At 31.9% G+C, this 19,561-nt stretch carries 14 protein-coding genes; 11 read left to right on the top strand and 3 right to left on the bottom strand.

Annotation, left to right across the window (positions count from 1 at the left end; genetic code table 11):
• Positions 1-149: 149 nt before the first annotated feature.
• Genes Q0870_RS04140 through Q0870_RS04130 form a run of 3 tightly spaced genes read left to right on the top strand, consistent with a single transcriptional unit; the run spans position 150 to position 5,577 of the window.
• Positions 150-2,984, top strand: a complete 2,835-nt coding sequence (locus Q0870_RS04140; protein ID WP_298551382.1) for a DUF1553 domain-containing protein — start codon at positions 150-152, stop codon at positions 2,982-2,984.
• 11 nt (positions 2,985-2,995) lie between these two features.
• Positions 2,996-4,459: a DUF1501 domain-containing protein gene (locus Q0870_RS04135; protein ID WP_298551380.1), complete on the top strand. Its 1,464-nt coding sequence runs from the start codon at positions 2,996-2,998 to the stop codon at positions 4,457-4,459.
• A gap of 14 nt (positions 4,460-4,473) precedes the next feature.
• Positions 4,474-5,577 carry a 6-bladed beta-propeller gene (locus Q0870_RS04130; RefSeq protein WP_298551377.1) on the top strand — a complete coding sequence of 368 codons (1,104 nt, stop codon included), beginning with the start codon at positions 4,474-4,476 and terminating at the stop codon, positions 5,575-5,577.
• Between the two features lie 10 nt (positions 5,578-5,587).
• Here Q0870_RS04130 and Q0870_RS04125 read toward each other — a convergent pair whose 3' ends face one another.
• On the bottom strand, positions 5,588-6,754 hold the full coding sequence (locus Q0870_RS04125) for a PAS domain-containing sensor histidine kinase (RefSeq protein ID WP_298551375.1): 1,167 nt from the start codon (positions 6,752-6,754) through the stop codon (positions 5,588-5,590).
• A gap of 192 nt (positions 6,755-6,946) precedes the next feature.
• Entirely contained in the window at positions 6,947-8,314 is a 1,368-nt protein-coding gene (locus Q0870_RS04120; protein ID WP_298551373.1) for a sigma-54 dependent transcriptional regulator, read from the bottom strand.
• A 186-nt stretch (positions 8,315-8,500) separates the two neighbouring features.
• On the opposite strand from Q0870_RS04120, the gene Q0870_RS04115 reads away from it, so the two are divergent.
• The 8 genes from Q0870_RS04115 (at position 8,501) to Q0870_RS04080 (ending at position 18,321) form a co-directional block, all read left to right on the top strand.
• Positions 8,501-9,832: a TolC family protein gene (locus Q0870_RS04115; RefSeq protein WP_298551371.1), complete on the top strand. Its 1,332-nt coding sequence runs from the start codon at positions 8,501-8,503 to the stop codon at positions 9,830-9,832.
• A 9-nt stretch (positions 9,833-9,841) separates the two neighbouring features.
• On the top strand, positions 9,842-11,092 hold the full coding sequence (locus Q0870_RS04110) for an HlyD family efflux transporter periplasmic adaptor subunit (RefSeq protein WP_298551369.1): 1,251 nt from the start codon (positions 9,842-9,844) through the stop codon (positions 11,090-11,092).
• Positions 11,093-11,097: 5 nt separating this feature from the next.
• Positions 11,098-11,772, top strand: coding sequence for an ABC transporter ATP-binding protein (locus tag Q0870_RS04105; RefSeq protein ID WP_109403607.1), 675 nt, complete (start codon positions 11,098-11,100; stop codon positions 11,770-11,772).
• A gap of 34 nt (positions 11,773-11,806) precedes the next feature.
• On the top strand, positions 11,807-14,236 hold the full coding sequence (locus tag Q0870_RS04100) for an ABC transporter permease (RefSeq protein WP_298551362.1): 2,430 nt from the start codon (positions 11,807-11,809) through the stop codon (positions 14,234-14,236).
• 287 nt (positions 14,237-14,523) lie between these two features.
• Entirely contained in the window at positions 14,524-15,429 is a 906-nt protein-coding gene (locus tag Q0870_RS04095; RefSeq protein WP_298551360.1) for an alpha/beta hydrolase, read from the top strand.
• Positions 15,430-15,476: 47 nt separating this feature from the next.
• Entirely contained in the window at positions 15,477-16,955 is a 1,479-nt protein-coding gene (locus tag Q0870_RS04090) for a class A beta-lactamase-related serine hydrolase (protein WP_298551358.1), read from the top strand.
• 32 nt (positions 16,956-16,987) lie between these two features.
• A complete protein-coding gene (locus Q0870_RS04085; protein WP_298551356.1) occupies positions 16,988-17,317 on the top strand; it encodes a hypothetical protein in 330 nt (109 codons plus the stop codon).
• Positions 17,206-18,321: a serine hydrolase domain-containing protein gene (locus tag Q0870_RS04080; RefSeq protein ID WP_363317923.1), complete on the top strand. Its 1,116-nt coding sequence runs from the start codon at positions 17,206-17,208 to the stop codon at positions 18,319-18,321. Before Q0870_RS04085 ends, Q0870_RS04080 begins: the two co-directional genes overlap by 112 nt.
• 268 nt (positions 18,322-18,589) lie before the next feature.
• Here Q0870_RS04080 and Q0870_RS04075 read toward each other — a convergent pair whose 3' ends face one another.
• Positions 18,590-19,549 (bottom strand): pyridoxal-phosphate dependent enzyme, encoded by a 960-nt coding sequence (locus Q0870_RS04075; protein WP_298551354.1) that lies wholly within the window; start codon positions 19,547-19,549, stop codon positions 18,590-18,592.
• Positions 19,550-19,561 lie beyond the last annotated feature (12 nt).

Raw genomic sequence — 19,561 nt, 5'->3', positions numbered from 1 at the left:
CTATTAAAAATACTTCTAGAACCATTTGTAAGTGTCCTGTTCTATCTTGTGTTATGTTTTTTAAAGCATGAGAGTACAGGATAATTTTAACTGATGTAAACAATAAATTTATGATGAAAATTTCATAAACCTACTTTTTGCTTTATTAAATGGAAAATACAAATTGGGTACTACAATTTTTAGGACGTTTACATCCACTATTGGTACACTTTCCAATAGGTCTTTTGGTAGTTGCATTGCTACTAGAGATATTAACTATAGGAGGTAAACGAAAAGGACTTAGAGAAGGTATTAATTGGATGATTTATATAGGTGCAGGATTTGCAGTATTTTCAGCACTCTTTGGTTGGTTCTTAAAAACTCAAGAAGCGTATACTGGCGATTTAGTAGATAATCATCAATACACAGGTATAGCAACAGCAGTATTAGCAATAGTTACAGCCATAATTTTAAAAAATAGTCTAAAAAAAACCATTGTAAATTTAAAAGCATATCGGTTTATGCTATTTGCAACAGTAGTTTTACTTACCATAGCAGGACATTTAGGTGCCAACCTAACTCATGGTGAAGATTATTTAACATCTGTTTTTCCAGGTAGTAAAGAGGGATATAGTAATAAAGAATCGGGAGCATTACTATCTAAACTTAAAGGAGCAGATTCTTTATCAGAATTACAAAAAGATAAATTAAACTTAGAAGTAAGGGGTCTTTTTGCTCATAAATGTTACCAATGTCATAGTGAAAACAAGCAAAAAGGCGAGTTAGTGCTTGAAACTAAACGAGGTGTTTTTAAAGGAGGCAAAAGTGGACTGGCAGTTGTACCAGGTAAGCCAGAAGAAAGTGAAATTTACAAGCGTATTATACTTCCGGCTAATGATAAAAAGGTAATGCCTACAAAAGGTAAACTATTAACTACAGATGAGATAGCGCTTGTAAAATTATGGATTAAAGAAGGCGCACATTGGTCTGATAAAGCGGTGAAAGTTTTTCCAGAAGCAGCATTAGCCCTAGTGAAGCCAGAATTACCAAAGGTTGAAGATATTACACATCCTATAGATAAATTAATAGCCATTTATTTTGATGAAAATAATCTTGATTGGCAAGAGGTTATTGACGATAGGGCTTTTATAAGACGTGCCTACATGGATGCTGTTGGGTTATTACCAGAACCAAGCGTAGTTAAAAATTTTATAAATGATAATAATCCAAACAAAAGAGAAGCGTTAGTTGATACTTTGCTAAATGATAATCAAAATTACACACAACATTGGTTAAGTTTTTGGAATGATTTGTTACGAAATGATTACTACAGCGTAGGAGGAAAAAAACAGATTACGCATTGGCTGTATAATTCGCTAATGAAAAATAAATCTTATGACCAAATAGTAACTGAATTAGTAAACCCCATAAAAGGTTCAGAAGGTTTTATACAAGGTGTAAAATGGCGGGGTGTTGTTAATGCTAGTCAAAGAACCGAGATGCAAGCAGCTCAAAACATCGGGCAATCTTTAATGGGTGTTAATGTAAAATGTGCATCGTGCCATAATAGTTTTATTAGTAATCTAACTTTAAATCAAGCCTATGGTTTTGCAACTATATTTTCTGATTCCATATTGGAATTGAATCGCTGTGATAAGCCCATAGGGAAAATGGCGAAGGCTAATTTTTTATATCCAGAATTAGGGAGTGTTGAAGGAGAAACCGTTAAGGATAGATTGTTAAAACTATCAGAGGTGATGGTGCAGAGAGATAATGGGAGACTCTACCGAACCATTGCGAATAGGTTTTGGGATCGATTAATGGGACGTGGTATTGTCGAGCCTTTAGATGAAATGGATAATGCGCCATGGGACGCTGAGGTACTAGATTGGTTATCAGCAGATTTTATAGATTCGGGTTCAGATTTAAAGCATTTAATTAAGCGCATCATGACCTCTAAAGTCTATCAATTACCCATGGTCAATTATAAAAAAGCGGAAGATTTAAAAACGAAGTATGTCTTTAAGGGTCCTGTAACACGCCGATTAAGTGCTGAACAATTTTCGGACGCTGTAAGTCAAATTATTGCGCCTTTATACCCACAAGCAGCATTTAACCCTAACGGAGATGATATTAAAGCCATACGTATATGGTACCTAGAAGAAGAGTTGGGAAGAGTAGTACTACCTGAACCTGGTAAAAGGTATTTTAGAAAATCGTTTAATGTTTCAAAAGAAACTATTAAAAAAGGAGAGGTTTTAATTTCGGTTGATAATTCTTATGTACTTTATCTTAATGGAAAAAAGATATTACAAAATAAAAATTGGAAAGTTGTTGATAAAGTTGATGTTACAAGTTATCTGAAAGCAGGAAAAAACTCTATAGCAATTATAGGTGAAAATGGAGGAACTATTGCAAATCCAGCTGGAATATTATTTGCTTTAAAGTTAGACTATGAAAATGGAAAAAGTATACTCTTAAAATCCGATAAATCTTGGGTGAGTTCTCGTGATTTACCAGAAGGCGATTGGGTTGCGGTTGCGTATGATGATAGTTCATGGAAAAAAGTTAGGAATTATAGTACCGGAAATTTTAAGAATTGGGGGCAACTACTTGATTTTACGTTTAAACCACACAGCGAAAAATTTGCACGTGCTAGTTTGGTAAAACAACATCCGTTTATGAAAGCTTTAGGAAGACCTAGCAGAGAAATTGTAACTACATCAAGAGAAGATCAAGCAACATTATTGCAAGCTTTAGAACTTACAAACGGTGAATTTTTTAACGGAATTTTAGAAGAAGGTGCGCAATCGTGGTTAATAAAATATGGAGAGGATAGTAGTGCTATTGTAGATGATTTATATGAACAGGCATTGAATAGACAACCTTCAAATGAAGAAAAAACAATGATGCTAAATGTTTTAGGAAATGTGCCTAAACAAGAACAATTGCAGGATGCGTTTTGGGCGGTTTTAATGTCGCCAGAATTTCAATTTATTAATTAAAAATTAAAAAAATGGATGTAAATAAGTCACGTAGAGATTTTTTGAAAAAAATGAGTGCTGCTAGTTTATCGGCAGCAGCAACTACAATTCCAGGTTTTAGTTTTTTAAGTTCTTGTTCACCTGAGGTTCAAAAAATGGCATCTACAGCAGATACCGTTATTTTACTGTGGATGGCAGGAGGTATGGCACATACCGAGACATTTGACCCTAAAGCTTATGTACCTTTTGAAAAAGGCGTGGAAAGCAAGCGAGTGTTAAGTACTTTTCCTAAGAAACCCACTATAGTTGATGATTTATATTTTTCTGAAGGATTAGAAGGTATTGGAAGTGTAATGGATAAAGGAGCTATAATTCGTTCCTATAAATCTGCAGATTTAGGACATATTTTGCATACACGTCATCAATATCATTGGCACACTTGTTATGAACCACCACAGTCTGTACAAGCTCCGCACATAGGGTCGTGGATAGCAAAGGAATTAGGACCTGCGAATCCTGTTATTCCTCCTTTTATTGCTATGGGGCAACGTTTTACAATGGGGGAGTCTGAAGAGCTCAAGGCGTTTCACTCTGCAGGATTTTTAGGTACAGAATATGGCCCATTTTTAATTCCAGACCCTTCAAGTGGTTTGGAAAGTGTACGTCCACCAAAGGGTATGTCGCTTAAACGTTTTGAAGCACGTTATAAATTGTATAAAGAACTTGCCAATAAAAGCGAGGTCATGGAGCAGGGTAGTGATTATCAGCGTGAGTCTTTAATGCGTTCTATGGAACAGTCGTATCGCTTATTGAATTCGCCAGAAGCCAAAGTTTTTGATTTATCTGAAGAACCAAAAGAAGTTTATGATACATACAATACAGGGCGTTTTGGGTTAGGTTGTTTGTTGGCAAAACGACTAGCCATGAATGGAGGTCGATTTATTAGTGTGTCTACAGAATACGAACCGTTTTTGGGCTGGGATACGCATGAAAATGGACATACGAGACTTAAAAAAATGAAAGCGCTTATTGATAGACCTATAGCTCAACTTGTTAAGGATTTAGATGAAACAGGTCATTTAGATAGAACACTTATTATTTTGGCAAGTGAGTTTAGTCGAGATGCTATTATGGAAGGGAGACCAGGTAAAAAAGTAAAAGACCAAGTGAATCAACCAGATATTATAGAACACGAAAAACATTATGGAATGCATCGTCATTTCACAGACGGCAGTTCTATTTTAATGTGGGGCGGTGGTGTAAAAAAAGGATTAGTTTATGGTAAAACTGCAGACGAAAGACCTTGTTCATCAATAGAGAATCCAGTAGTAATAGATGAAGTGCATCAATCTGTTTATCATGCTTTAGGGATTCATCCAGAAACCCATTATGAAATAGAAGGTAGACCATTTTATACAACGCCAGATGGTAAAGGAAAGCCCATATTAGATTTGTTTGGGAACCCTATGAAATCATCAAAAGAAAACATCGCTTAAAATTTAATTCCGTTATGACAAAGTCTAATATGAATCGTAGAACGTTTATAAATACAACAGCAAAAGCAAGTTTAGGTTTGGCAGTTGTGCCTCATTTTAACATATTAAAATCTAAACCAGAGATGTATGACGATATTATTGGTCATGGCGATTTTAAATATAAAGTACATAAATCTTGGGGAGATTTAGATAGGGATATTACCCCAGTAAAGAATTGTCATGAAATGGTAATGGATTCTCATGGTAGGCTTATAATGGTGGGTGATGACACACATAATAATGTTTTAATATATGATAAATCTGGTAAATTGTTAGATGCCTGGGGGGTACGTTACAAAGGAGGTCATGGATTGTCTTTGTGGAATGATGGCTCTGATGATTTTTTGTTTATTGCAGATACTAAAGGAGGAGAAATTATTAAAACCACAACTGATGGTAAAGAATTAATGATTATAGGGCATCCATCTTTATATGGAGCTTACGACAAAAAGGATAAATTTAAACCTACCGAAAGTGCCATTGGACCTAATGGAGATATTTACATAGCCGATGGTTATGGGTCGCAGTACATACTTCAATTTACAAAAGACGGAGAGTTTATTAGAAAAATTGGAGAAGGAAATGGCACAGGGCAAAACCAATTTCAAACAGCGCATGGTGTTTGTATAGATTACAGAGGAAAAGGAGAGCCTACATTGCTAATAACCTCTAGAGCTAGTAATTGTTTTAAGCGTTTTACATTAGATGGCGTGTATATAGAGCAAATAGATTTACCTGGAGCCTTTGTTTGTCGTCCTGTTATTCATAATGATAATTTGTATTCAGGGGTATGTTGGTCTTCAGATATTGATTATGATGCTTCAAGGCGTATGGAAACTCACCCTACAAAAACAAGCCCAGGTTCTGGTTTCATTACTATTTTGGATGATAAAGGTAAAGTAGTTTCCAACCCTGGTGGTACAAAACCAAAGTATAAAAAAGGAAAACTACAACGCATGGTTCAAGAAAAACCGATTTTTCGTCATTGCCACGATGTGTGTGTTGATAATGATGAAAATTTATACGTGTGTCAATGGAACGCAAATAAAGCGTATCCTATTAAACTTGAAAGAGTCTAAAAGGCTTGTTTTAAAACAACAATGTAAAAACAGTTTCTACATCAGGTGTAGATTTTACCATTAAGTGTCCTTGATGCAATTGCATAATATGTTTAGAAAGACTTAAACCAATTCCTGTACCTTTTTCTTTGGTGGTGAAAAACGGAATAAAAATTTGCTTAAGATTGTTCTCTGATATTCCAGTTCCGTTATCTATAACTTGTATTTCTATATTTCCAGAAGTTGTTTTTATAGCTTGTAGTTTAATTACTCCGTTAGCATGATGAGTTAACGCATCTATCGAATTCTTAATCAAATTGACTAAAACCTGCATAATCTGATTTTCGTCTGCGAAAAGCTCTAAATTAGTTGGTGTAATTTGAGTTTCGAGAGATATATTTTTATGTGCCTTTTCGTTACTTACTAACGTGATTATTTTTTCGAATAATGCAGACACTTTTATAAGTGTTTTATCGGGTTTAGGAATTTTTGTTAAAGAACGATACCCTGTAACAAAATCGGTTAAACCTAAACTTTGTTCTTGTATTACGGCCAATCCTTTTTTTACTTTTTCTAAATCACTTTCTTTTAATTGGTCCAATTGAATTTTACCATTATCAGTTTTGATGATTTTAGATAAACTATCTGAAATAGAAGTTATTGGTGCCAAAGCATTCATAATTTCATGGCTCATTACCTTTATTAATCCCATCCAAGAATCGACTTGTTTGGTGTCTAATTCGCTATAAATATTTTGAATACTAACTAATAAAAGAGACACATTGTTAACTTCTATAGGTTTAGATTCAATTTTTAATTCAACCGTTGCACGTTCGTTCGTTATAGAAATTACCTGTTGCTTAAAAGGTTGTAGTTTACTAACTAAATTATAGACGCTGTTATCTATTTTTTTTAGCTGTTGAATATGTGTAAGCACATCGCAATTCAACAATTTTTTTGCACTTTCGTTGGCAAATAAAATATGCCCTTTGGCATTAATAGATAATAAGCCAACATTGGTGTATGCTAATAAAGTTTGGTAGTATTGTTCTTGGGCTTGGGTATGCAATTTCTCATCTTGAATAATTCTATTAACCTTATTTAAATGCGCATTTAATTGATTTGTTACCGAGTTATTTGTGTTTTCTGAAAAGCTAATGGTAGAATCTGAGTTTTCTATAGCATTAAAGAAAAACATGAGTTTACGGTTGGTGCTGTTTAGAAAATTGACAAGTGAAATTATTTGTAAAATTAGTACGACTCCTAATAATACAGCAACGCCTTTTATATCATTTAAAATAAAATACACTACGCTAGCACATACCAATACTAGCAATAGTACTCTTAAAATTATTTTTAGATATAAATTTTTAGATAGCATTTTAGAATATTAAATTTTATAACGCTTTGTTTTATTGTATAAGGTTTGACGCGTGATACCTAACTGTTCTGCAGCAGTACTATAATTACCATCGTGTTTTTTTAGCGCAGTAATAATCATATTTTTTTCCATTTCGTCAATGGTTATGTCTGCCGTGTTTAATGCTTTTGTTTGCCGCTGATTAAACATAAAATCGTTTACCGTTAATAGATTATTTTCACTTAAAATAACACATCGTTCCATAGTATGTTGTAGCTCTCTAATATTTCCGGGCCAAGTATATTTAAGTAGTTTTTTCTTGATGGCACTACTCAATTTCAATCCTTTTTTATCGTATTTATTCGCATACTTATTTAAGAAAAATTCTGCCAATTCTATAATATCATTGCCACGTTCTCTAAGTGCGGGTACTTCAATATGTATAGTATTTATTCGGTACAACAAATCTTCTCTAAAAAGTCCTTCATCAACCATTTTATTCAAATCGCAATTGGTAGCGCAAACCAATCTAACATTTACAGGAATAACTTTGTTAGACCCAATACGAACGATTTCTTTTTGTTGAATCACTTTTAATAATTTAGACTGTAACTGTAATGGCAAATTACCTATTTCATCTAAAAAAAGTGTACCATTATGAGCAACTTCAAACTTACCTGCTCTATCATTTTTAGCATCGGTAAAGGCACCTTTTACATGTCCAAAAAGTTCACTTTCAAAAAGGCTTTCGGGTATGGCACTTACATCTACATTTACTAAAATTTCTTGATGTTGCGCAGATTGGTTGTGAATAGCTCGCGCAATTAACTCTTTACCAGTACCATTTTCGCCAGTTATTAAAACATTTGCAGAGGTTTTTGCAACTTTTTCAGTAATTTTTAAAACGGCATTTATCGCTGACGAAGTTCCAATAATTTGCTGCTCTGTTTCGTTGATAAGGTGCTTTAATTTTTTTTCGCTTTGTTTTAGTAAACTTACTTCTTTCTTAGATTTTCCTAATTGAAAGGCTGCATGAATGGTGGCTAAAATCTTTTCGTTATCCCATGGTTTTAATACAAAATCTATAGCGCCTTCTTTTAAGGTATTTACAGCTAATTCTACATCGCCAAAAGCAGTCATCATTATTACAGAAGCATCGGGTGCTATTTCTTTTAATTTTCTTAGCCAATAAAAACCTTCATTTCCTGTATTTATTCTGGATGAAAAATTCATATCCAAAAGAATAACATCGTAGCTTTTTAAATCGGTAACCGAAGATATTCCGTTTGGGTTTTGAAGTGTAGTTACAGTTTTGTAAACATCTTGCAACAACAATTCTAAGGCGCTTAGCACCCCTTTATTGTCGTCTACGATAAGTATTTTTCCAGATTGCAACATAATAATCCAAAGCTACAAATAAGAACAATACTCAACTATAAAGTGTAAAATATTTTTACACTTTGTATAAAAATATTTTACATAAAAATGATGATTAGATATTGATGATACTTGTAATCTATTGAATTTCAGTATATTGATTTTTTTGGCACGCATATCGTTATATAAAATGCAAAACAATAAAAAATGAAAAACACTTTCCTGATTTTTGTAACCTACATTGCCTTTTCTTTAAATGGTAATGCACAAAAATTATGGACTTTAGAGGAATGCATTATTTATGCTTGTGAAAATAACTTAGACCAAAAAACAAAAACTTACAATTCGGAGATTGATAAGGAATCGTTTCAACAATCTAAACGAGATTTTTTGCCAGACTTTAGTGCTGTATCAAATTTAAACAGACGATTTGGTAGGTATGTAGACCCAAATAATAACGAGGTTATCAATACTGCAACATCATCAAACACCTACGGAGTAACATCGTCTTTAAATCTGTTTAATAATTTTAAAAAGTGGCACCAAAGGTCGCAGAAAAAACTACTATATCATGCAAGCTTAGAAGCTGTTTTGCAAGCAAAATACAACCTTTCTTTTGATGTGATGAACGCTTTCTATCTTGTAAAATTTAGAGAAGATTTATTGCAAATCACAAAAGAAAAATTAGAAATTTCTAATTTAAACTACGAGTTGGTAACTTCAAAAATAGAACTAGGACTGCTAGCGAAATCTAATTTATACGATATTGAATCTGAATTAGGTACTAATAAATTAGAAATAGCTCAAGCCCAAAACGCCTTAAATGAAGCGACTTTAAATCTTATTCAAATCATGAATTTTAATGGCACGAGTATAAAGCTAAAACCCGATTTAGTAGCATTAAAATCTCTTGATAGTTTAACTTTAGAAACTGTTTTTTCTAAAGCAATTGCATTTCTTCCGTCTATTAAACAACAAGAATTACAGGTAAATGCTTCAGAAAAAAACTTGGCCATTAGAAGGAGTGATTTTTATCCATCATTAGCATTAAATGCGGCGTATAGAACAGGTTATTTTGAAACGAGTATTGATGAAAATGGATTGATAACTCCTTTTTTAGACCAGTTGTCTAATAATGCTGCCAAATCCATTGGTTTGTCTTTAAGAATTCCGATTACCAATAAATGGTCGAAACATTCCAATGTAAAAATTGCTAAAATAAATATCTTAAAAGAAAAGAATATTCTAGAGCAAAAGAAGCAAGAACTTTATAAAGAAATACAAAAAACAATTCAAAAAAACACTGCGCTTTTAGCGGAGAAAGAGGAGAACGAGTCCAACTTAAAATCTAAAGAACTCGCTTTTAATTTTGCTCAAAAAAAGTTTAACAAAGGGCTGGCTACGATTTACGAATTAGAGGTTGCCAAAAATAATTTAGCACAAGCTAAAATTGAAAGAACTAGAATTAATTTACAATTACAATATCAAAAAAAGGCAATAGATTTTTATTGCGGTATTGCTGTTTTTCCTTTTAAATAATAACAAAGAATGGATACTAAAATAGAGAAGAAAAGAACACTACAACCCAAACATATTGGCATAGGATTACTTGTAATTATTTTAATCGCAATATTTCTATACAATAGTTTAGGCACGCCTAGTACATCATCAGAAGTTAAAAAAAATGAAATTACGATAACAGAGGTTAAGCGCTCTAATTTTAATGATTACATTACAATTAATGGCGTTGTAAAACCCATTACTACAGTATATCTTGATGCCTACGAAAACGGAAGAATTGTTGAAAAATATATAGAAGAAGGCAGTATTGTAAAAAAAGGAGATATTATATTAAAGCTAGAAAACAGGCAGTTATATGAGCAAATTTTAGCAAGCGAAAACAACCTAGCTATTAAGCAAAACAATTTAAGAGAAACAAAAATAAATTTTGAGTCGCAACGTGTTTTTAATCAAAAAAGTTTGCTTGAGGCAGAATACAGAGTTATAAAAGCAAACAGGTCTTTTGAGCAAAACAAATCGTTATTTGAAGAAGAATTAATAGCTAAAGAAAATTATATAAGAGCCAAAGAAGAAAAAGAATTGGCTTCTAAACAGTACGATGTTATCAAGTTTAAAGCAAAGCAAGATTCGTTATTAAGTGCTACAGGTATAAAAGAATTAGACAACGATTTAATACGAATGAAAAAAACCTTAGCCATGGTTTATGAAAGAATTGAACACTTAAATGTTAGGGCAACTATAGATGGCCAATTAGGAATGCTAGATGCCGAAATTGGGCAAAGCATTTCCCAAGGACAACGTATAGGACAGATACACGTGTTAACCAATTTTAAAGTACAGTCTAATATAGATGAGCATTATATTGATAGAGTTACGAGACATGTTTCTGCATCTTTAGAACGCGATGGAGAAACCTACGCCTTAAAAACTAAAAAAGTATATCCGGAGGTAAGAGATGGAGAATTTCAAATAGACCTAAGTTTTATAAACGAAAAACCAAACAATATTAGAACGGGACAAAGTTATTTTATAAAATTAGAATTGGGGACACCTACAAATGCGATACTTGTTAGCAGAGGAGCGTTTTCTAATACTACTGGCGGAAATTGGATTTACGTTGTAGATGCTTCTGGTAATTTTGCTACTAAACGCCAAATAAAAATAGGCAAACAAAACCCCCAATATTATGAAATTCTTGAAGGTCTAGAACCTAACGAAAGTGTAATAACATCTAGCTATAAAAATTTTGAAAACAGCGATAAACTTATTTTAAATTAATAACCATGATACAGACAAAAAACCTAACTAAAATATTTATTACAGAAGATATACAAACTAAGGCATTAAACGATATAAATCTACATGTAAAAGACGGAGAATTTATTGCTATAATGGGACCTTCAGGTTGTGGAAAATCTACCCTTTTAAATATACTTGGACTTATTGATATTCCATCCGATGGTAGTTATATGTTTCATGGAAAAGAAATAGGCAACCTAAAAGAAAAGGAGTTAACTAAAGCAAGAAAAGGTAATATTGGTTTCATTTTTCAGAGCTTTAATTTAATTGATGGCTTAACGGTTTACGAAAATGTTGAATTGCCATTAACGTTTATGAACATCAATCAAAAAGAACGAAAAGAAAAAGTAAAAGCTGTTTTAAAACGCATGAAAATAGACCACCGTTCTAACCATTTTCCGCAACAATTATCTGGAGGGCAGCAACAACGTGTTGCTATTGCTAGAGCTGTAATTACTGAGCCTAAATTATTGTTAGCAGATGAACCTACGGGAAATTTAGATTCTAAAAATGGTACCGAGGTTATGAATCTATTAACAGAGCTAAGTCAAGAAGGTGCAACTATTATTATGGTAACTCACTCCGAAAGTGATGCAAATTACGCACACAGGGTCATCAACTTATTTGATGGAAAAATTGTAATGGAAACAAGCAATTAGTAATACAGCCAATTAACTAAATAACTAGATAAAAATGAACTTTATCAAACTAAATATTTTCTATCGTAATTTAAAAAGAGATAAACTTATTTCTATAATTAATGCAGTTGGTTTAATTATAGGTATACTAAGTGCCTTGTTTATTTTAGAGTATGTGTATTACCAAAGAAGCTACGATAGCCACCACGAAAATGCCAAAGATATTTATCGTGTTGCTTACAATCGTTATCAAAATAACGAAGTGTTATGGAAAACAGCCAATTCATTTCCACCAACCGGAAAATGGTTAAAAGAACATTATAGCGATGTTGTAAATCATGCGAGGATAACTCCAAAAAATGAAATAACCATAAGCTATAACAATGCCTCTGGAAGCAAAATTATTTATTCTGAAGATAAAACGTACTATGCAACCTCTTCTATATTTGAAGTATTTACAATTCCATTATTACAAGGCGAAAAAGACCCTTTAAAAGCGCCAAATACAGTAGCAATATCACACCTCGCAGCAGAGCGTTATTTTGGAGAAGAACGTCCATTAGGTAAAACAATAAAAGTAAATGGTAATGAAGATTACATGATAACTGCTGTTTATAAAAAGATGCCAAAAAATTCAATTGTAAAATCCGATTTTTTGTTTTCTATGGAAACCATTTACAAACAACGTCCTAGAATTAGAACAAGTTGGGGCTACGATTATGGCAGTACTTTTATACAACTAAAACCAAATAGCGATTATAAAAAGCTAGAAAACGAAGGTCTTCCTGAGATGATAGCTACCAATTATAAAGAACGTCTAGATTCGCAAGGCAAAAGAGATACATACTATTTACAACCGTTGCAGGATATTCATTTAACCTCTAATATAGAATATGAATCGGAGCCTCCTGTTAACGGAAAAATTATAAGTATTCTTTTTGGATTTTCTATTTTTCTTTTAATTATAGCTTGGATTAATTTTATAAACCTAACTACAGCACGCTCTATAGAAAGAGCCAACGAGGTAGGTGTTAAAAAAATTAATGGAGCCTCTAAAATGAATTTAATAACTCAGTTTTTAAGTGAAGCTTTCCTTTTTAACATACTTTGCTTAGCCATAACTATTGTATTATTTTATGCTTTAAATCCTTGGTTTAAAACCATTACTCAAATAGGCGATTTTAATTTATTTGAGCACTCTAAATTCTTAGGTACATTTATAGTAATTTTTGTTTTAGGCATTATAATTTCTTGTATTTATCCTGCTGTTATATTGCAATCTTATAAACCTGTAACTGTTTTAAAAGGGAAATTTAAAAACAAACGAGAAGGAGTCTTTTTTAGAAAACTATTAGTTACTCTGCAATTTGTAATTTCAGTTGTATTGCTTTGCGGTACACTTATAGCATACAAGCAAGCTACGTTTTTAATGGAAAAAGATATGGGTATTAATTATGCTCAAAGTATAGTAATTAAAGCGCCCAAAACAGGAGAAAAACAGAGTGAATTACAAAGTAAAATTCTTTTAATGAAAGATGAATTGACTCAAATTCCTGAAGTAAAAGGATTTACTTTTTCATCTGATATTCCTGGTCAAGAAATTCAACATTGGTTTAGTTGTAGAAGAAAGGGGTACGACAAAACAGACACAAATTCTTTTTTCCAACTCTCTATAGATGACCAATTTCTAGAATTTTACAATATAAAACTACTTGCAGGAAGACTATTTAGGAAAGGCGAAAAAGAAACTGGAACCAAGAGTATTATTATGAATGTAAAAGCTATGGAACGTGTTGGTTACAAAACACCAGAAGAAGCTATTAATAACTTTGTTGTAACAGGTAGAAATGAAGAGTTTAAAATTATAGGCATTGTTGACGATTTTTATTATCAATCCATCAAAAACGAACCAGTACCAACGGTATTACGACTTACCGATAGTCACAAAGCCTTTTTAACCTTAAAAGTGGCTAGTAATAATACCACCGAAATTATTCAAAAGTTAAAAACCATTTATGAGAACTATTTCCCAGAACAACCTTTTGATTATTTGTCTCTAGAAAATAAGATAAGTAATACCTTGAAATCAGACCGAACGTTCTTATTTGTCTTTAGTTTATTTTCAATACTTGCTATTATAATTGCCGTAATTGGTATTGTGGGCTTAATATTAATCACTATTAGCCAACGTATGAAAGAAATAGGCATTAGAAAAGTCCTCGGCTCAGAATTAATGGATGTCTCTAAACTACTAGCTAAAGAAGTTGCTTCACAGATTATTATAGCTATTGTTATTGCCATTCCTTTAGCTTGGTATGGTTATCAAAATTGGTTTTTAAAAACCTATATTAATAGCATAGAGTTGCATATATGGATGTTTTTAGTTCCTGTTATTGTGCTTTTTATAATCGTTTTTTTAGTAATTCATCTTGTGGCTTTAAGAGCGTACCAAATGACTTTGTCTGAAGTATTGCAAAATGAGTAATTGAACGTGTAAAGCTATGAGTTGAATTGGTGTAGAGTTTAGTGTTAGACACAATTAAAAAGACTAATTCTCTTTCTGAAAAGTGTAACAACTAGCAAAAATGGGCGTCTATTAAACGAGCCTAAACGAACTTTATGAAACATTACCTTAAATATCTATTGCTGTTGGTTATAATAATTACCAATAGTTGTACAAATTCAACTTCAAATAAAGCACAAGAAGACCGTACTAGAAAAAACTATGGTTAACAACCGTTGTAAAATATTAATAAAGTAAAAATGGAGTTGATGAAGAAACTAATATTTAAGATAACGCTATTGTTTACTATAGGTACAATAGGTCAAACTAACCATTTAATAAAAACTGACTATGGAACAATCCATTATAAAATTTATGGACAAGGGTCTCCAATTCTAATTATTAATGGGGGACCAGGGATGAATTGTGAAGGTTTTTCGTCCTTGGCTAAACTCCTAAATGACGATTACATGGTTATTCTATATGACCAAAGGGGAACAGGTAAGTCTAAGCTTAATAGTTTGAATTCAAACACTTTAAATATGGATTTACTGGTGGAAGATATTGAAGTCTTAAGGAAGCATTTAAAAATTAACAAATGGGCTGTGTTAGGACACAGTTTTGGAGGCTTTCTTGCTCAACATTATGCTTCAAAACATTCAAATAATTTGACAGGAATGATTCTCTCTGGTTCAGGTGGAATCGATATGGATATTTTTACTTATTTAGGAGCTAATTTTCACATTCGACAAAGCGCTCAAGAAAAAGATTCGTTAAATTATTGGAGAAATAAGATAAAAAAAGGAGACACTACTTATCTAGCTAAATATAAAGTTGGGAGATTTAGAGCACCTTTATACCTATATGGAGATAAATACATTGAAAAAGTTGCACATAGATTAACTCAGGGAAAACCTGAAATTAGTAAATTAATATTTCAAGATTTACATGAAAAAAATTATAACTGGAAAAATGCAATGTCTAAACTTGAGACTCCTGTTTTAATTATTCAGGGAAGACAAGATATGGTTGGTTCTGGAACTGCATATAAAGCCCATAATGTTTATAAAAACTCTAGATTAATATTTTTGAATGAATGTGGACATTATGGATGGTTAGAGCAAGAAGAAAGATATATTACAGAAATAAAATCTTTTGTAAAAAACCTAAATTAAAATATTGTAAAAAGTAAATGATTTTAGAGTCTTTACTGAAACTCATTATGAAAGTAAAAAATAAACTTATTGTAATAATTGCCCTTCTTTTAACAATCTTTACCTCTAAAGCACAAATTGCCAACGACACCGAATTATACAAAAACATCATTAAAAAGGACAGTCTGTTATTCAATATTGGCTTTAATACTTGTGAAGTAAGTCAGTTTGAAAAACATTTAAGTAGCGACTTTGAATTTTATCACGACAAAGGTGGTCAACAAAATAAAGTAGCATTTTTGAATGCATTGAAGAATGGACTTTGCAAATCTCCAGACCAATATCAATCACGCAGAGAGTTATTGAATTACTCAACAAAAATATATCCGCTTTACAACAATAAGAAGTTGTATGCTGTTATTCAAACTGGAATCCATAATTTTTATGAAACCTTCAATAATGGAAAGGCACAATTTGCGAGTTCTGCGAACTTTAATCATTTGTGGCTTTTGGAAAACAATGATTGGAAACTCAAAAGAAGTTTAAGCTATAATCATAAGAATAAAAAGGAAATACAAACTAAAGATTTGTTCAACCCATTTGAGCTTAAAAAATGGCTAATAGCAAATGATATCCCAATACTTGGACTTGGCATCATAAATAACGGACAGTTAGAGGAAGTTAAAGTAATAGGGAATCTAAACAAAAATAAAAAAGCACCTATCAACACCATATTTAATGTTGCTTCTTTAACAAAACCAGTTACAGCCTATATAGCTCTAAGGTTAGTAAGCCAAAACAAGTTAAGCTTGGACGAGCCAGTTTACAAATACTGGACTGACCCAGACTTAAAAGATGATGAAAGACATAAATTGCTAACAATAAAGCACTTGATAAGTCATCAAACAGGCTTCCCTAATTGGCGTGATGAAAAGTTGAAATTTCAATTCACACCTGGAACAAAATACCAATATTCTGGAGAAGGCTTTGAATACTTAAGAAAGGTATTGGAAAGCAGGTTTAACAAGTCTCTAAGTGCATTAGCGTCAGAATTAATATTTGAACCTTTTAATATGGAAGATACTAGGTATGTTTGGGACGATAAAATAGAAGAGCAAAGACTTTCTTTAGGTTTTGATAAAAGTGGAAAGAGTTACAAAGTTCATAAAAGAAAAGTGGCTAATGGAGCGGATGATTTACTCACAACAGTAGAGGATTATGGAACGTTTTTAACAGCCGTATTAAATGGATATGGACTCTCTGAACACGTTTTCAAAGAAATGCAATCTAACCAAGTCAGTTCCCAAAAAGGAAAGCATTTTGGATTGGGATTTGAAAAATATGACTTCAGAGATGGCAATTTCGCACTTTCACACGGTGGCTCTGATAATGGCGTTCAAACCATTGTTTTTATCTTCCCTAAAACCAAACAAGGAATGTTGATTTTTACAAATGTTGATGATGGCTATAAAGTTTATGAGAGTTTATTAAGCCAATATCTTGGAGAATACGGAAAAGAAATTATTGAAATAGAAACTAAAAAGTAACTATGCCCAACATTAAAAAACTGAAAAGCTTAATGAATAAACTGATAAGCTACATTTTATTGTTCAATATATGTGTTTCCTTTGGGCAAACCACTAAAAAAATAGGAATTGACAAGGTAAAACTTGATAGTTTATTTATAAATCTTGACAAGTATAAACTTGGAATGGGTAGTCTTGCCATTTCAAAACACAATCAGTTAGTATATCAAAAAGCTTTTGGGTACTCTTTATTAAATCAATCAGAAAAAAAATATCAACAACAGAAACATTTTATAGGATTGGCTCAGTTACAAAAACGTTTACAGCAGTTCTTGTTTTTCAATTTATTGAGAAAGGTCAGTTATCGCTTGATGACCATTTAAATAAATTTTTCTCAGAAGTTCCCAACAGTGAATTGATTACGGTTAGAAATTTACTAAATCACTCTAGTGGTTTAGCAAACTATTCTGATAAGACAGATTTTCAACAATGGAAATATGAAAAAAAATCAAAAAAGGATTTACTTGCAATAATCGAAAAATACAAACCACAATTTAAACCAGGAAAAAAACACCAATATTCAAATACAAATTTCTTTCTATTAAGTCTTATTCTAGAAAAAATTTCAGGCGAGTCTTATCAAAAACTATTACAAAAAAGCATATTTCAAAAAATTAACCTTAAAAATACTTATTATGAACAAGCTAAGGACTCCACAAGAAAAAAAAGTAAATCGTATAAGTATACTGGAGGTAATTGGAATCAAGAACGTGAAGATATTGCAGAAAATCATTTAGGTGCAGGTGTTATTGTTTCTAATACATCAGATTTATTAAAATTTATAGATACTCTATTTTCGTATCAATTGATTGAAAAGAAAAGTTTAAACTTAATGACTTCTTTTGATAAAGATTATGGATTGGGTATTTTCAAATTTCAATTTGACTCCTCTTTGGCTTATGGTCACGAAGGAAGAATAAACGAATATTATACTACTCTGATTCACTTTCCTGATGTAGGGCTTTCAATTGCTTATTGCACAAACGGAATTTTATACCCTAGGGATGATATAATTAGTGCTGTTGTCGCAATTTGCTTAGAAAACGACTACAAATTGCCCCATTTTAATGGTGTAAAAATAAATGATAAGAAACTGACAGGCTTATTGGGAACATATGCTTCTAATACTATGCCCATTCAAGTAACCTGTAAAGCGGATAATAACCAGTTGATTGTGGAAACTCAAGGAAAAGAGTTTGAAACCATTAAGATTAACAATAATTATTTTGCTAATTATAAATACGGGTATTTTTTTGAATTTCAACCAGAAAAGAATACTCTACTAATAAAAGAAACGGATAATATTTACATTCTAAAAAAGAAATAAAATGTTTAATAACTCCTAGAATACAGTAACAATTGAATGATTTTAAAGTCCTTATAAAAACTCATTATGAAAGTGAAAAATAAACTTATGGAGAGCTTAAGAAACAATTCGAAACTACTAATATTCTTTTTTATCATCTTTACAGTCCAATCTAAAATATTAGAAATCTTTCGAATAACTCTCCAAGGTTTGCCAAAGCCAAAAAAAAAGCTAGTTTTTAGCTGTTTTAAAAATCACATATTCGATAAAACACCCCATCCTTATATTTTTATTTTAACCACTTATCTTTTTGTTCTTTAGTAATATTTCCTCCAGAAATAACAGTAGCAACGTTTTGATTCTTAAAAGCGCTTTTGTTTTCCAAAATGGCTGCTATACCAACTGCTGCAGAAGGTTCTACTTCCAAATTTAAATGTTTAAACAGTAACTTCATTCCTTTAATAATACTTTCATCCTCAACAAGTATGGCATCATCTACCATACCTTTCATGTCTTTTAAAGCTTGCGGAATAGGTATTCTAACATTAACCCCATCTGCAATAGTTTCACTTTTCTCATGCTTTATTAATGTGTTTGTTTTCCAAGAATTTACCATTGCAGGTGCGCCTTTAGCTTGTACTGCAATAATCTTTATTTCAGGATTGTAATGTTTTAAAAATCTTGCTATTCCATTTAATAGTGCGCCATTTCCTAAAGCTACTAATACTGTGTCAATTTTTTTAGGATATTTTAAAAGTTCTATCCCAATGGTTCCTGCTCCTTCTAAACTTTCTATATCAAGGCTGTCTTCAATAAATCGTGCTTTAATTTCTTGTGCTTTCCGTTTCGCTTCAACCTTTGCCTCGTCAAAATCGTTTCCATATAAAATAACATTTGCTCCTAAAGATTTCATTTTCTTAATTTTAACAGCATTTGCATTATGACTTGCATATACAGTTAGGTTGATATCTTTTTTCTTTGCTGAGTAAGCCATTGCTTGTCCAAAATTGCCTGCACTAGCACATATTATATAAGAACCTGATTTTGCCTTCGAAATAAAAACTTCGCTTCCTCTTGCTTTAAAACACTTCACAGGGTTTTCAATTTCGTTTTTAATAATCAAATTTAATCCTAGTGTTTCATTTAAACTTTTACATTCAAATTGAGGGGAATTCAAAAATATTGGATTAATGATTTTAATAACATCTTCTATATTTTCAATAGATAATCTATGATTTGTATTATTCATGAAATGCAGAAT

This window comes from uncultured Algibacter sp., assembly GCF_947487575.1.
Lineage (GTDB): Bacteria > Bacteroidota > Bacteroidia > Flavobacteriales > Flavobacteriaceae > Algibacter_B.
This window is presented reverse-complemented; position numbering and strand designations above follow the sequence as displayed.

Excerpts from the sequence above, each read along its gene's own strand:
- Q0870_RS04140 (WP_298551382.1), top strand. The coding sequence starts at position 150 with ATGGAAAATACAAATTGGGTACTACAATTTTTAGGACGTTTACATCCA.
- Q0870_RS04135 (WP_298551380.1), top strand. The coding sequence starts at position 2,996 with ATGGATGTAAATAAGTCACGTAGAGATTTTTTGAAAAAAATGAGTGCT.
- Q0870_RS04130 (WP_298551377.1), top strand. The coding sequence starts at position 4,474 with ATGACAAAGTCTAATATGAATCGTAGAACGTTTATAAATACAACAGCA.
- Q0870_RS04125 (WP_298551375.1), bottom strand. The coding sequence starts at position 6,754 with ATGTTTTTCTTTAATGCTATAGAAAACTCAGATTCTACCATTAGCTTT.
- Q0870_RS04120 (WP_298551373.1), bottom strand. The coding sequence starts at position 8,314 with ATGTTGCAATCTGGAAAAATACTTATCGTAGACGACAATAAAGGGGTG.
- Q0870_RS04115 (WP_298551371.1), top strand. The coding sequence starts at position 8,501 with ATGAAAAACACTTTCCTGATTTTTGTAACCTACATTGCCTTTTCTTTA.
- Q0870_RS04110 (WP_298551369.1), top strand. The coding sequence starts at position 9,842 with ATGGATACTAAAATAGAGAAGAAAAGAACACTACAACCCAAACATATT.
- Q0870_RS04105 (WP_109403607.1), top strand. The coding sequence starts at position 11,098 with ATGATACAGACAAAAAACCTAACTAAAATATTTATTACAGAAGATATA.
- Q0870_RS04100 (WP_298551362.1), top strand. The coding sequence starts at position 11,807 with ATGAACTTTATCAAACTAAATATTTTCTATCGTAATTTAAAAAGAGAT.
- Q0870_RS04095 (WP_298551360.1), top strand. The coding sequence starts at position 14,524 with ATGAAGAAACTAATATTTAAGATAACGCTATTGTTTACTATAGGTACA.
- Q0870_RS04090 (WP_298551358.1), top strand. The coding sequence starts at position 15,477 with ATGAAAGTAAAAAATAAACTTATTGTAATAATTGCCCTTCTTTTAACA.
- Q0870_RS04085 (WP_298551356.1), top strand. The coding sequence starts at position 16,988 with ATGAATAAACTGATAAGCTACATTTTATTGTTCAATATATGTGTTTCC.
- Q0870_RS04075 (WP_298551354.1), bottom strand. The coding sequence starts at position 19,549 with ATGAATAATACAAATCATAGATTATCTATTGAAAATATAGAAGATGTT.